Annotated in this window: 12 protein-coding genes and 1 pseudogene; 10 read left to right on the top strand and 3 right to left on the bottom strand. The window is 65.5% G+C overall.

What is annotated here, in order from left to right; genetic code table 11:
• Nucleotides 1–94 precede the first annotated feature (94 nt).
• The 4 genes from ACYVKQ_RS21740 (at nt 95) to ACYVKQ_RS21725 (ending at nt 3,796) form a co-directional block, all read left to right on the top strand.
• Entirely contained in the window at nt 95–907 is an 813-nt protein-coding gene (locus ACYVKQ_RS21740; RefSeq protein ID WP_460677472.1) for a hypothetical protein, read from the top strand.
• 81 nt (nt 908–988) lie between these two features.
• A complete protein-coding gene (locus ACYVKQ_RS21735) occupies nt 989–1,837 on the top strand; it encodes a GNAT family N-acetyltransferase (protein ID WP_460677471.1) in 849 nt (282 codons plus the stop codon).
• 94 nt (nt 1,838–1,931) lie between these two features.
• Complete coding sequence (locus ACYVKQ_RS21730; protein ID WP_460677470.1) at nt 1,932–2,825, top strand: hypothetical protein; 894 nt, start codon at nt 1,932–1,934, stop codon at nt 2,823–2,825.
• Nucleotides 2,826–2,830: 5 nt separating this feature from the next.
• The gene (locus ACYVKQ_RS21725) at nt 2,831–3,796 is read left to right on the top strand and encodes a hypothetical protein (protein WP_460677469.1); all 966 of its coding nucleotides are present in this window, start codon (nt 2,831–2,833) and stop codon (nt 3,794–3,796) included.
• Nucleotides 3,797–3,799: 3 nt separating this feature from the next.
• On the opposite strand, the gene ACYVKQ_RS21720 is transcribed toward ACYVKQ_RS21725, so the two are convergent.
• The 3 genes from ACYVKQ_RS21720 to ACYVKQ_RS21710 all read right to left on the bottom strand — a co-directional run bounded on the left by ACYVKQ_RS21720 (nt 3,800) and on the right by ACYVKQ_RS21710 (nt 6,724).
• Nucleotides 3,800–4,732 carry a flavin reductase family protein gene (locus ACYVKQ_RS21720; protein ID WP_460677468.1) on the bottom strand — a complete coding sequence of 311 codons (933 nt, stop codon included), beginning with the start codon at nt 4,730–4,732 and terminating at the stop codon, nt 3,800–3,802.
• Between the two features lie 45 nt (nt 4,733–4,777).
• Nucleotides 4,778–5,317, bottom strand: coding sequence for a hypothetical protein (locus ACYVKQ_RS21715; RefSeq protein ID WP_460677467.1), 540 nt, complete (start codon nt 5,315–5,317; stop codon nt 4,778–4,780).
• 132 nt (nt 5,318–5,449) lie between these two features.
• Nucleotides 5,450–6,724, bottom strand: coding sequence for a tetratricopeptide repeat protein (locus ACYVKQ_RS21710; protein ID WP_460677466.1), 1,275 nt, complete (start codon nt 6,722–6,724; stop codon nt 5,450–5,452).
• A gap of 621 nt (nt 6,725–7,345) precedes the next feature.
• Here ACYVKQ_RS21710 and ACYVKQ_RS21705 point away from each other — a divergent pair.
• The 6 genes and pseudogenes from ACYVKQ_RS21705 to ACYVKQ_RS21680 all read left to right on the top strand — a co-directional run bounded on the left by ACYVKQ_RS21705 (nt 7,346) and on the right by ACYVKQ_RS21680 (nt 12,485).
• Nucleotides 7,346–8,263, top strand: coding sequence for a M28 family peptidase (locus tag ACYVKQ_RS21705; protein WP_460677465.1), 918 nt, complete (start codon nt 7,346–7,348; stop codon nt 8,261–8,263).
• Between the two features lie 161 nt (nt 8,264–8,424).
• A pseudogene (locus ACYVKQ_RS21700) lies at nt 8,425–8,520 on the top strand (transposase-like zinc-binding domain-containing protein); the annotation flags it as partial.
• 12 nt (nt 8,521–8,532) lie between these two features.
• Complete coding sequence (locus ACYVKQ_RS21695; protein WP_460677613.1) at nt 8,533–8,847, top strand: helix-turn-helix domain-containing protein; 315 nt, start codon at nt 8,533–8,535, stop codon at nt 8,845–8,847.
• A gap of 359 nt (nt 8,848–9,206) precedes the next feature.
• The gene (locus ACYVKQ_RS21690; protein WP_460677464.1) at nt 9,207–10,595 is read left to right on the top strand and encodes a hypothetical protein; all 1,389 of its coding nucleotides are present in this window, start codon (nt 9,207–9,209) and stop codon (nt 10,593–10,595) included.
• Nucleotides 10,596–10,640: 45 nt separating this feature from the next.
• Nucleotides 10,641–12,137 carry an MFS transporter gene (locus ACYVKQ_RS21685; protein WP_460677463.1) on the top strand — a complete coding sequence of 499 codons (1,497 nt, stop codon included), beginning with the start codon at nt 10,641–10,643 and terminating at the stop codon, nt 12,135–12,137.
• A 129-nt stretch (nt 12,138–12,266) separates the two neighbouring features.
• The gene (locus ACYVKQ_RS21680) at nt 12,267–12,485 is read left to right on the top strand and encodes a hypothetical protein (RefSeq protein WP_460677462.1); all 219 of its coding nucleotides are present in this window, start codon (nt 12,267–12,269) and stop codon (nt 12,483–12,485) included.
• Nucleotides 12,486–12,505: the final 20 nt, after the last annotated feature.

Raw genomic sequence — 12,505 nt, 5'->3', positions numbered from 1 at the left:
ACCCAGGGGGCGGGCAATTGCCCCTGGTCCGTCTTGCCAGCCACCGGCCCGCCAGGGCGGGTGGCTTTTGTCTGCCACCGTTATTCTACCACTGTTGAAATCCGCATCGTCATCCTCTTTGCCGCGGCGCTGGGCGCTGGGTGCCCCGTTCTTGTTTTTAGCTACGTCGGCCTCGGCTCAGCAGGAGTACATCCACATCGAGCCCCTGAAACTGGCCGTTGGGGCCAAAGCCCCGTTGATCGGCTCGTTTAGCGACACGGTGCGCGCCGTGCACAAGCTCGCGGCCGGCGACTCGGTGCAGGCCATCGGCCGCGCGGGCCGCGGGCACTGGGCCGTGGTGCGCCGCGACGGGCAGCTGCTGATGCTGAGCACCCGCAGCATGACGCCCGCCAGCAAAGCCGCGTTTGCCCGGGCCCGGGGCCTGGTGAGCATCGACGCCCCCATCGACTGGGACACGAACCGCATTGCGCTGACGGAAGTGGTGGAGGTGCCCGGGGCGGGTAAGGCGCTGCTGTACGCCCGGGCCCGGGAGTGGGCACTGGCCAACGGCGCCACCGTCGCCCAAGACGTGCCGGGGGAGCGGTTGGTGCTCAAAAGCGCGCTGCGGGCCCGCGTGAAGGCCGGCATCAACGCCGGCACCGTGGCCCACACCATCAGCCTGTACTTCAAGGATGGCCGCTACAAGTGCGTGCTGACGGACCTGATCCACGAGGTGGGGCCCGATGTGGCAGCCGTGGCCGCCGGCGGACCGCTGGAAACCGAAGGAGCGCGCATCACGCCGGTGGGCGGGCTGGCCCTTTGGCAAAGCCTGCGACGCAACGTGGTGGAAGACGCGCAAGCTCGTGTGGCCGATATCCGCCGGAAGCTGAGCGCCACCGCGCCGGCCAAGGACCCAGCCGACTTTTAAGCCCCAACCACCCCCGGGCCGCGGCCGCCCCGGCGCCACGGCCCGGGGCCGTCAGCGCCCGGCCACCTTTACCCGCTTGCTATGCCCTTTTCCGCCGACCGCCTCACGTCCCGTACCCTGCTGGAATGCTCCGCCGCCGAGCAGTGCCAGGCCATGAACCGTTCCTTCGAGCAGTACATCGTACCTCTGGTCTTCGACGAAGCCAGCTTCCAGCGCCGCTTCCGCGCCGAGCACCTCGACGCCGCGGCCAGCCGCCTCTGGTACTGCGACGGGGCGCTGGTGGGCGTGGTGCTCATCGCGCGCCGGGGCTGGACGAGCCGGGTGGCGGCCATGGGCCTGGTGGTGGAAGCGCGCGGGCAGGGGCTGGGCCGGCCCATGCTGCAAACGGCCATAGCCGAGGCCCGGCAGCGCGGCGACCGGCTCCTCCTGCTGGAAGTGTTTACCAACAACGAGCCGGCCATCCGCCTCTACGAGCGGCTGGGGCTGCGGCGCACCCGGCGGCTCAGCGGCTGGCAGCGCGCGGCCGGCCCCGCCCCCGCCCCGACCGACGAACTGCTGGAACTGGACCCGGCCGAGCTGGCCGCGCAGCTGGCCCGGCACGGCGACGCGGGCCTGCCCTGGATGCTGGCCCCAGCCACGCTGGCCGCTACCACTGCCCCCTTCGTGCGGGCCTGGCAGCTGGAGGACAAGGCCTACGCTCTGCTGCGCCCCGAGGCCGACAAAACCGTGCTGCTGAGTTTGGTAGTGCCCGCCGCGCACCGCTGCCAGGGCTGGGGCACCCGCCTGCTGCGCGCCCTGGAAGCCCGCTACGCCGATAAGCCGCTGCTGATGCCCTGCCTGCTGCCGCCCGGCGCGGGCCAGGACTTCCTGCGGCGCAGCGGCTGGCAACCTACGGCGCTGGAGCTGGACGAGATGGAGCTGCCCCTATAAGCTTCCGCCCAATAATCTGGCCGGGCAACAGCTGGTTTGCGGTGAGAATACCCCGAAAGGACTATACTGCCACCTTATTCACTGCGCTGCGTTTATGAGCCCCCGGCTACCCGTTACCTTCCCCCGCGCCGCCCCCCTGCTGCTGAGCCTGGGCGCCTGCCAGTTTGGTTCTGCCGACGCCGAGCGGCGCCAGTACGAGTCGCTGGAACAGACGCTGATGCTGCTCGGTCAGCGGCAGCAACGCGCGGCCCGGGCTACGGAGCAACGCCTGGCCGACGCGGTGGAACGCAACCACTGGCAGGACCGGGACGTGGCCGTGCTGCGCCAGGCCCAGGCCATCTGCAGCCGCACCGACAGCCTGAGCCGCTACCTGCAGCGCCTGCGCGGCACGCCCGGCTCCAGCGGTTTGGAAGGGGCCGCCGCCGACACCCTGCAGCGGCGCCTGAACGGCTACGCCCTTTACATCAAGCAATTTGTGCCCGCAGTTGGGCCGCTGGCGATGCACGGGCCCGACGACCCGCGCCTGCGGGAAGCTGGCTACCGGGCACTCAAAGAATGGCGCTTCGGCGAGCTGGCCTTTAAGGGCGCGCCAGCGGCGGCGGCCCGGGCTACCCTGCAACGACTGGAAGTAGAGGCGCGCCGCCTGGAGCACGACGCGCTGAACGAGCTGAGCAAGAAGGTGGGCGCGGCGGTTATCGTGTTCGATAAGATCGGGGTGGGGGCAGTGCCGGAAAGCCAGCAGGTGCCCGCCGGCGGCTCCTACCGGGCGGCCCTTTTCCTGGCTTCCAGCATGGGTGGCCGGGTGACCATGGAAGCCGACGGCCGCCCCGTACCTGTCGGGCCCGATGGCCGCGGCCGGGTGGAGTTTGTGGTGCCCGCCAATGCGCCGGCCGGGCCCGCTGCCTGGGAAGCCCGCTTCCACGCGCGCTACCAGGGCCGCGACACTACCCTCCGCCTACGCGTGCCCTACACCATCCAACCCCGCTAGCTGCCATGACTGCCGCATTTTCCCGCTGCCGCGCCGGCTTAGGCCGCCGCACCCTGCTGGCCGGGCTGCTGGCCGGGCTACTGACGGGCTGCCAGTCCGACGAGCGGACGGCCGCGCTGCTGCGCCTGCAACTCATCGACGACGCGCTGCTGAGCGGCAGTGAGCAGCTGTGGAAAGCCAACGAGCAAACCCTCCGGGGCATTCAAGCCCAGGTCGAGCGAAACCGGGCTAACCGCAGTGACCAGCCGGCCGCCGACTCCCTGGTGCTGCGGCAGGCCCAGCAGGCCCGCGCCGCTACCCGGGCCGTGGTCGACCACCTGCGGCGCCTGCGCGAGCAGCTGCGGCGGCAAACCGGCAACCTGCCTTACCTGAAGCAGCCCGACGAGCACCACGCCGTGGCCGCGTTGCTGCAGGCCGGCCCCGCCGGCGCCCGCGTGGCCGACAGCCTGGCCCGGCACCTAAGCGCCCACGCCCGCCAGCTGCGGCAACTGGCGCCCGCCCGTCCGGCTGCCCCGGCCGACTCTCTGCTCGAACTGCCGGCGCTAACCGGGGAAGACATGCCGCTGGTGGGGGCGCTGGCTGCCCTGGCGGAGCACGAAACCCGGGCCCTGCTCCGGGAAGAAGCGGCTCTGAACCGGCTGCGGGCGCGGATTCCCAACGGCGTGCTGCAGCCGCGGCTGCAGCCCCTTGTCACGGCCCAGGCCCGCACCGTGGCCCCGGGCGCTACCTACCGCGCCGAGCTGCTGCTGGCCCGGGTGCTGGCGCCCTCCGCCGCCTCGCCGCCGCTGCGCATGACGGCCGACGGCCAGCCCGTGCCGGTGGATGCGGCCGGGGTGGGCCGGGTGGCGTTTGCGGTGCCGGCCGGCCAGACCGGGCGGGCCGTTTGGACGGGCACCATCACCTACCGCTACTTCGGCCGCGACACCACGTTCCGCGTGCAGGTGCCCTACACCATCGTGCCGGCGAAATAAGGCTTATTCGCTCAGCAGCAGTACCTGCCAGGCTTCGCGCAGGCGGCCCTGCTCCAGCAGCTGCTGACCCAGCAGCTGCAGCTGCCGGCGTTGCAGGGCCGGGTCGTGCTGAAACTTGTTCAGCGTGTAGGCCACCAGCGGGTCCTGGCGAAAGGCCTCGACTTCGGCGGCGGTGGGCAGGGCTTCCCGCTCGATATTGGCCAGGCGGCCCAGGTTGTTGCCCGTCAATATTTCCGAGTGGCGGATGTACGCCGGCAGCTCGTCGAAGCCGATGCCCTTGTTGCGGTTGGGCTTGGGCACCTCAAACAAGCTCTCGGGCGTGACGCGGCTGTACCAGTCGCCGCCGAGGCGGGCCACCGCGTCGAACTTGTGCGGATCGACGCCGCGGTTGTCGGGCAGCAGGATGTCCTCGCGGAAATGGCTCTGCACCACCCGGCAGACGACCAGGTTGCCGCCGCCGTTGGAGTCGCCGATGGCAATAACCTGCTCCACCACGCACTCAAACGACACCGGGCACTCGGCCACGCGCGGCGGGCGCACCATGTCGGAGGCCAACTCGGTGAGGCCGGCCTTGCGGAATTCGTTGACGCTGCGCTCGTACTCGGTGGAGGCCAGCGACATCTGCTCCACCAGCGGGTAGTCGCAGATGTTGATGACGCACTCGGGCACCTCGTCGCGCACGTTGTAGAGCGTATGCTTCTGCGTGTTGTCGCGCACCCGGTTGGCGGGCGAGAAGATGAGGGTAGCGGGGTTGGAGCTGAACACGTTGAAAAACGAGAACGGGCTCAGGTTCACGTTGCCTTCCCGGTCGATGGTGCTGACAAAGGCAATGGGCCGCGGGGCCACGGCGCCGAGCATGAACTGGTGCCACTCGGGGCCTTTCAGGGTGCCGGGCGTGATGGTGCGGAAAGCTGTGGTGGGAGCGGGGAGGGGCATGGCAGGGGAGAAAATGCGCGGCCGAAGTTCTGGGTTTGGCGCGAATTAGTCGTCGTAAACCCAGCTTCCGTCTTTGCTGGAATAGTGCGCGTCAACCATAACGCCAACGTAGTAGCTTAGGTAATAACTGCTCATCACGTTCGCAGACTCCAGGTGCGGCTGATACTCAATTGGGCGCGGATGCAGCAGCCCATAGGCCGTAGTTGGCCGGCTCGGCAGATAGCGCGGCACGAGCTGGGCCAGCGAGTCGGGGTACCAGCCTTGCTGCCGATGATACGTTTCGAGCGTCGTAATCAGTTGTGACAGGCGGTTCTCGGTGCGCGTGTCCTGCCATTGACTGACAAAAACGTCCAAGAGAATACTTGCCGTGCTGGCCAGCAGAAACGTGCCGATCCACCGGGCCACCGGTACGGCTTTGGTGCTGAAAACGAAGTAGGCGCCCAGGGCCAGAAGGCCGAGCAGGCCCATGAACACGAGTTGGAACACTACCAGGATTCCATCGGCGTACTCGGCATGGAAGAGCAGCAGCCCGACCAGCATCACGCCGAAGCCGAGTTGACGCTTGCTAATGGCTATGAGAGGCATGGCTACGGTCGCTAAAGGCCGCGCAGTTTACAGGTTTTGCCGCCGCCGTCCCTAAAACCAGCAGCCCCGGTACGTTTCCGCACCGGGGCTGCTGTTGGGTTCAACTTGCGTAGGAAAAAACGGGCGGCGTGCTTAGTGGTTCAGGCTCAGCGTCTGAACGGCGGCCTCGGGGCGTTTGCTGGTTTTGCGCGCCCCGCGCTTGGCCTTGAAAAAGGCGGCTGCTTCCTCGGCCATCGGCGAGGCTGGTTCGGCCCGCTCGCGCACCAGGGCAAAGCAGCGCGTGGCCAGGGGCCAGTCCTGCTGCTGGGCCGCTAGCTTGGCCAGGTTCCAGTTGGCGTGCAGGAAGTAGCCGCGCTTGGTGTCGCCGGTGCTTTCGGCGAAGGCTATGCAGCGCTCGAAATACGTGCGGGCCGTGGCGGTCTGCTTGTACTTGTGCTGGGCCAGGTAGCCCAGAAAGTACGCAGCGTAGCGGCCGCTGATGCCTTCGTAGCCGGTGTAGCCGGCCGCAGTTTTGTCGAGGATTTCGCGGCTCACCCGCTCACACTCACGCAGGTCGCCCTGGTTGAAGCACAGCTGGGCGTAGAAGCGCTGGAAGTAGGGGTTGTCGGGGTATTTGGCGGCCAGCGTGCGAGCCAGGGGCAGCGCGTCCTGCGGGCGGTGCTCTTCAAAGTGGAGGATCTGCAGCAGGAAATACTGCGTTTCGGGGGCGGTGTACGTGGCATTCTGGGCCACGTGGCGCAGCTGCTGCAGGCCCAGCTGCCGGTTGCCCTTCGGAAACAGCCACAGCACCGGCCGCAGCAAGGGGTAGCGCTCCGAAATCCACACGGCGTAGTAGTTCAGCAGGCCCTGGCCAAACAGGAATTCCGGGCTCAGACCGTTGGCTTCCTGGCTTTTGCCGAGGTACTCCAGGGCGCGTTTGCTGCTCACGGTGGCGCGGGTCCAGTTGCGGCGCTCCGCGTTCAGGCGCGCGTCAAAGCCGTAGGCGGCGGAGAGGAAAAAGCAGGCCTCGTAATCCGCCGGGTCCTGCGCGTAGCGCTGCTCGGCCTTGACGATGGCCGTGTCCATGTACGCGAGGAAGGGCCGGTCGTGGGCGGTGGCGCGCAGCTGCGAGGGTACCATTTTCCACCACTGGCTCAGGCCCATTAGGAAGTAGGGCATGGGGTGGTGTGGGTAGCGGCGGCGCAGGGAGCGAAACTGTTTTTCGGCCCGGTCAAACTTGAAGTTGTAGAGGTTCTGCACCGCGCCCTCCAGCTCCAGCGCAATGTCGGGGTTGAGCAGCAGCCAGCCCTTGGTGTCCACCGCATCCGGGGCCACGTCGATGTTGTCGAGCTGCACGATGCGGGCGGCGCGGGCAGTGTCCGTCTGGCCCCACGCCGCCGGGCTGCCCAGCAACAGGGCTGCTGCCACCAGCAACCCTGCGCGGAGTCTCCTCGCTAACCACTCAAACCTGAAAATACAACCGTAGAGTTTACTCATGCAGGCAGGGGTGAAGCGGAAGAAAGGCGGCAGGGCCGCAGGTAGGATTTATTTTATTCCGCTCGGGTAAAAATGCAGGGAGCAAGCAGTTGAAAGAATCTTATCAAACTGCTTTTTTGTGCCGGGCAGAGTAATGCGAATACAAAGCTAATTAGGAGTCATATGGCTTGCTTTGTTTGACTGGGTAAATATTTTTCAGCCCTTGATTTAGACAAGTGTATGTTTGATAAGTTTAATTTAATGCGCCGAATTCCATTGTTGGGAAATATTCTTATTTTGGGAGTATGTACTCGGGTATCCCCGTGAATCAGGTTGGCTGGCCGTCGTAGCTGCGGGGTATTGGGCGGGCAGCATCCCTTGGCATCTCCCGTTGATGCCAGCCGGGGCACGCCGAAAAAAGCGGCTTCGATACCGCCGGTAGCGGGCTGCGGTCTGGCAATGAGTAACTTAAGCGAGCAAACGCGCTTCGGCCGACAGTACCTGGGAGCACGGCCGCTCGTGCGTGGTTGATATCTTCACGCATCAGTTGAAAGGTTTGTTATCCGACGACATATGCACTTGCGCCTATTGATCCTGCTGGCAGCGCTGCTGAGCGGCACCGCGGCCTGTGCCGCCCCGGCCGATTCCGTGCGACTGCGCCAGCACCTGCGCTACCTCACTAGCACCCCGCAGCCGCGCAACCACGAGCACGTCGCCGTGCTCGACTCGGTGGCCCGCTACCTCGGCCGCGAACTGGCTCGTAGCGGCGCCCGCGTTTCGGAGCAACCCTACGAGGTCAACGGCCGCACGTACCGCAACGTCATTGCCTCCTTCGGGCCCGAAACCGGTTTGCGCCTGGTGGTGGGGGCGCACTACGATGTGTGCGGCGCGCAGCCCGGCGCCGACGACAACGGCACGGGTGTGGCAGCTCTGCTGGAGCTGACGCGCCTGCTGGGGCAGGAGCCCGCGCTGCCCGGGCGCATCGACTTGGTGGCCTACACCCTCGAAGAGCCGCCGTATTTCCGCACCCGCCACATGGGCAGCTACGTGCACGCCAAATCCTTGCGCGACGCCGGCGTGCCCGTGCGCGGCATGGTGGTGCTGGAAATGCTGGGCTACTACGACGACCGGCCGGGCTCCCAGCGCTACCCCTTCGGGCCGCTGAAGCTGATGTACGGCAGCCGCGGCAACTACGTCACGGCCGTGCGCAAGCTGGGCGGGGGCGCGTTTGCCCGGCAGTTCAGCCGCCGCTACGACCGCGCCGCCCGGTTGCCTGTGAAGCGCTTTCTCGGGCCGGCCTGGTTGCCCGGCATCGACTTCTCCGACCACCTTAACTACTGGCAGTTCGGCTACTCGGCCCTGATGCTGACCGACACTGCCTTCTACCGCAACCGAAATTACCACCACGCCACCGACTCGCTGGAAAAGCTGGATCTGCACCGCCTGGCCCTAGCCGTGGATGCCGTGCTGGGCGCGCTGATGCACAAATAGTTACTCGGTTGTTGAATTGCGGCAGCACGCGCAACGACTGCTGCAAACTCTAGAGCGGCAGGTGTAAGTGAGTGGTTACTTATGAGTTGATGTATTTTGCTAATCTGGTATATCTTTACTAAATAGGTATAGTTTCTTTCAAATGCTTGTTACTTCCGCCCGTGAATAAACCTTCCTGTCCAAAATGCGATTCGGCAGAATCTACTAAGAGCGGTGTAATTGGAGACCGGCAGCGCTACAAGTGCAAAACATGCGGGTACCATTTTACCGTGGCTAAAGTTGGTCGGGAAATTAATTCCTACTATGTCATCAAGGCCTTGCAGCTGTACATCGAAGGAGTAAGCTACCGGGAAATTGAGCGGTTGCTAGGCGTAAGCCACGTGTCGGTGATGAATTGGGTTAAAAAGTACGGCTTGAAAGCCCCGCGCCAGACCGATTACCACCCCACGTACCAAATCCTCAATCAGAAGGAATTAGCGGAATTTTTTCAGAAGCCCGACAACCTCAAAGGGACTGGCCTGGTGGTTACGGAACTCGGGGATAAGTACATGATGATTCGCTGGGAGCGGTTCCGGCAGGGCTGAACGGAGGGATTAGCTATAGGCCTTAGCAGAAGTATCGCACGGGTATGACTTCCGCCGCCGGATTCGCCTACTTAGTAGCGTCCGCTGGCTGATCCGGACGGCGACGGACAGTGTGCTCTTACTCACTGCCATTCCCACCAGAAATCATGCGAAATGCTTGTCACGCCCTAGCCGCGGGTGCGCTGCTAGCTGCCGCTTCTGTCGCGCAAGCTCAAGTGCAGCCCACTCCGTCGCCATCCACACCCGCGCCACCGGCTACGCCCTCTGCTGCGCCAACCGCGCCGACGGCGCCACCTGCTACGCCGCCCGCCCCCGCTGCGCCAACCGCGCCGGCCGAGTCGGTGCCCTACGGGGCGGGCATGAAAGTAAACCTCTCGCCCGACGGCTCCAAGTACCTGCGCTTCATCACCTGGCACCAGGTCTGGACGCGCTGGACCCGCAACAATACCGGCACGCTACGTGCCCCGGGCAAGCCGCAGGACGAACAGGTGGATTTCGCGCTGCGCCGCTCGCGTCTGCTCATCCTCTCGCAGCTGAACCCGCGCTTCCTCATTTACACCCACATCGGCATCAACAACCAGACGGCCGTGAGCGGGGGCGTGGCACCGGCCGCGGACGCGAAGAAGCCCCAGTTGTTCGTGCACGAGGCCGTGGTGGAGTACAAGGTCAACCAGTACCTGAGCCTGGGAGCCGGCATGCACTACCAAAACGGCCTGTCGCGCCTGACGCGCTCCAGTACGCTCAACTTTCTGACCCTGGACGCGCCGCTGACCAACTGGCCCATCATCGAAACGGCCGATCAGTTTGCCCGGGGCATCGGGGCGTACGCCAAGGGGCGGATCCGCCAATTGGACTACGCCTTTTCCATCAACGAAAGCTTTCTGACCAACCAGACCGGCGCCTTCAGCACCCCGATCGGGCTGGGCGTGACCACCGGATCGGGCGCGGCGGCGGTGAGCACCGGCACCAACACGGCGCAATACAACCCGCAGAGCACCAAGCACATTTTTCAGGGGTACCTGAGTTGGGCATTTTTTGAGCTGGAGTCGAATATGCTGCCCTTCAACGTGGGCACGTACCTGGGCACCAAACGCGTGCTCAACGTGGGCGGGGGCTTTCTGTACAACCGCGACGGCATGTACTCGCGGCCCGCGACCAGCGTGGTCAACGGCCCGGTGATGGTAGCCGCCGGCCAGCCCGGAGCCGACCTGTTTGCGCTGATTCCCACCCGCAAGCACGACATCGTGCTGCTGTCGGCCGATGCCTTCTTCGACACCCCCCTGAACAAGGAAAAAGGCACCGCCTTCACGGCCTACGCGGTGTACTACCACTACAATTTCGGCCCGAACCACGTGCGCTACGTCGGCGCTGCCAACCCCGGCTACGGCCCCAGCGCCCTGCGCGGCAACGCCGTGCCGCACTCGGGCACGGGCCACGTCGGCTTCGTGGAAACGGGCTACCTGCTGCCCAAGCACGTGCTCGGCCCCAAGGTGCGCCTGCAGCCTTTTGCCTCGGGCCTGCTGGCGGGGTACGAAGGCCTGCGCAAGCCCAACGGCGACCAGCAGCGGGTGTTGACGCTGGACGGCGGGGCCAACTTCTACCTCGACGGGCACAACGCCAAGTTCACCCTCAACTACCGGCGCCGGCCTGATTTTACCGACCAAACGGCCCGGCCCGAGGGCGGTGCGCAAGTCAACCGGGTGCGCTACCGCCCCGAAATCACCCTGCAGACGCAGGTGTTCCTCTAAGTCCTTGTTCAACGAACCACTACACGCTTCCACTTCCACAACAACATGGCACAGAACCTTCCCAACCGGGCGGCGGTGGCTACCGCCGGTGGCACCCTGGCCCCCGACGCGGTGGCCCACGACAACAACTCCGTATCAAAAAGCAAGATCTGGCAGGTCATCACGGCCTCCTCGGTGGGCACGGTCATCGAGTGGTACGACTTTTACATCTTCGGCTCCCTGGCGGCCATCATCGGGCCGGTGCTGTTCGGCTCGGCCGGCAAGATCGAGGATACGATTCTGGGCGCCCTGGCCGTGTTCGGGGCCGGCTTTGTGGTGCGGCCCTTCGGGGCGCTGGTGTTCGGCCGCGTCGGCGACATGATCGGGCGCAAATACACCTTCCTGCTCACGCTGCTCATCATGGGCGGGGCTACCTTCGTGACGGGCCTGATTCCGGGCTACGACAAGATCGGGGTGGCCGCGCCGCTGATTGTGCTGGTGCTGCGCCTGCTGCAGGGCCTGGCCTTGGGCGGGGAGTACGGCGGGGCCACCACGTACGTGGCCGAACACTCGCCCGACAAGCACCGCGGCTATTACACCTCCTTTATCCAGATTACGGCCACGGCGGGCCTGCTCATCAGCATCCTGGTCATCATCGCCACCCGCAAGGCCATGGGCGAAGACGCTTTCAAAGACTGGGGCTGGCGCATTCCCTTCCTGCTGTCGGGCTTCCTGGTCATCGCCTCGTATTACATCCGCCGCAAGTTGCACGAGTCGCCGTTGTTTGCCAAGGCCAAAGCCGAGGGCAAAACCTCCACGAACCCGCTGAAGGAGTCGTTTGTGAACCCGGTGAACCGCCGGTTGGTGCTCATCGCCCTGTTTGGGGCCACCATGGGCCAGGGCGTGGTGTGGTACACCGGGCAGTTCTACGCCTACTCGTTCATGCAGAATACGCTGAAGATGGACATCGTCGACGCCAGCCTGGTGCTGTGCGCGGCCCTGGTGCTGGCCACGCCCTTCTTCGTGTACTTCGGCTCGCTCTCCGACCGCATCGGCCGCAAGAAAATCATCATGATGGGCCTGCTGTGCGGCGCCCTGTTCACCATCCCGATTTTTTACGGCCTGAAGCAGTTTGCCGGGCCGCTGACGGAAATCACGCCCGCCACCGTGGATGCCGCCGGCAAAGCCGTGCCCGCCGTGCTGAAGGCGCTCAACCCGCAGTTGCTGCCCATGACGGCCCTGGTATTCTGCCTGGTGCTGTTCGTGACGATGGCCTACGGTCCCATTGCTGCTTACCTGGTGGAGCTATTTCCCACCAAAGTGCGGTACACTTCGCTGTCGTTGCCCTACCACATCGGCAACGGCGTATTTGGGGGCTTCGTGCCGCTGATTGCCACCGCCCTGACGCTACGCGCCGCCACGGCCGACGCGCCCTGGATCAAGGAGCATAGCTTTCTGGCCGGCCTGGTTTACCCGGTGGGCATTGCGCTGATCTGCTGGCTAATCGGCTCGGCCCTGATGAAGGACGTGCGCAACGTCAAGCTCATCGAAGAACAGCCGTAGCCTCCGCGCCCGGCCCTGTTCCGGGTATGGGGAAACCCTGTCCGCTGCGCGCCGGGCGCAGCGGACTTTCTTCCGGCCCGCCTTTTCGGTACCTTCTGCCCGCCGCCACGCCTTCTCCCTACGCCCGCCATGCTGCCGCCCTCGCCCCAGGAACAAGCCGAACAACGCCGTGGGCAGCGCCTGCTCTTCGTGGCGGCGCTGTTCACCGCCTTGCTCACCTTTCCGCTGCTGGGCCTCGTCGACCGGCCCGTGCGCGTGGGCGGCGTGCCGGTGCTGTACCTCTACCTGTTCGGCGTGTGGCTCGGGCTGCTGGCGCTGACGGGCTGGCTGAGCCGGGAAAAAAAGTAAGGCGGGAAGGCGGTGATTCG

The sequence above is a fragment of the Hymenobacter coalescens genome, assembly GCF_054783195.1.
This window is presented reverse-complemented; position numbering and strand designations above follow the sequence as displayed.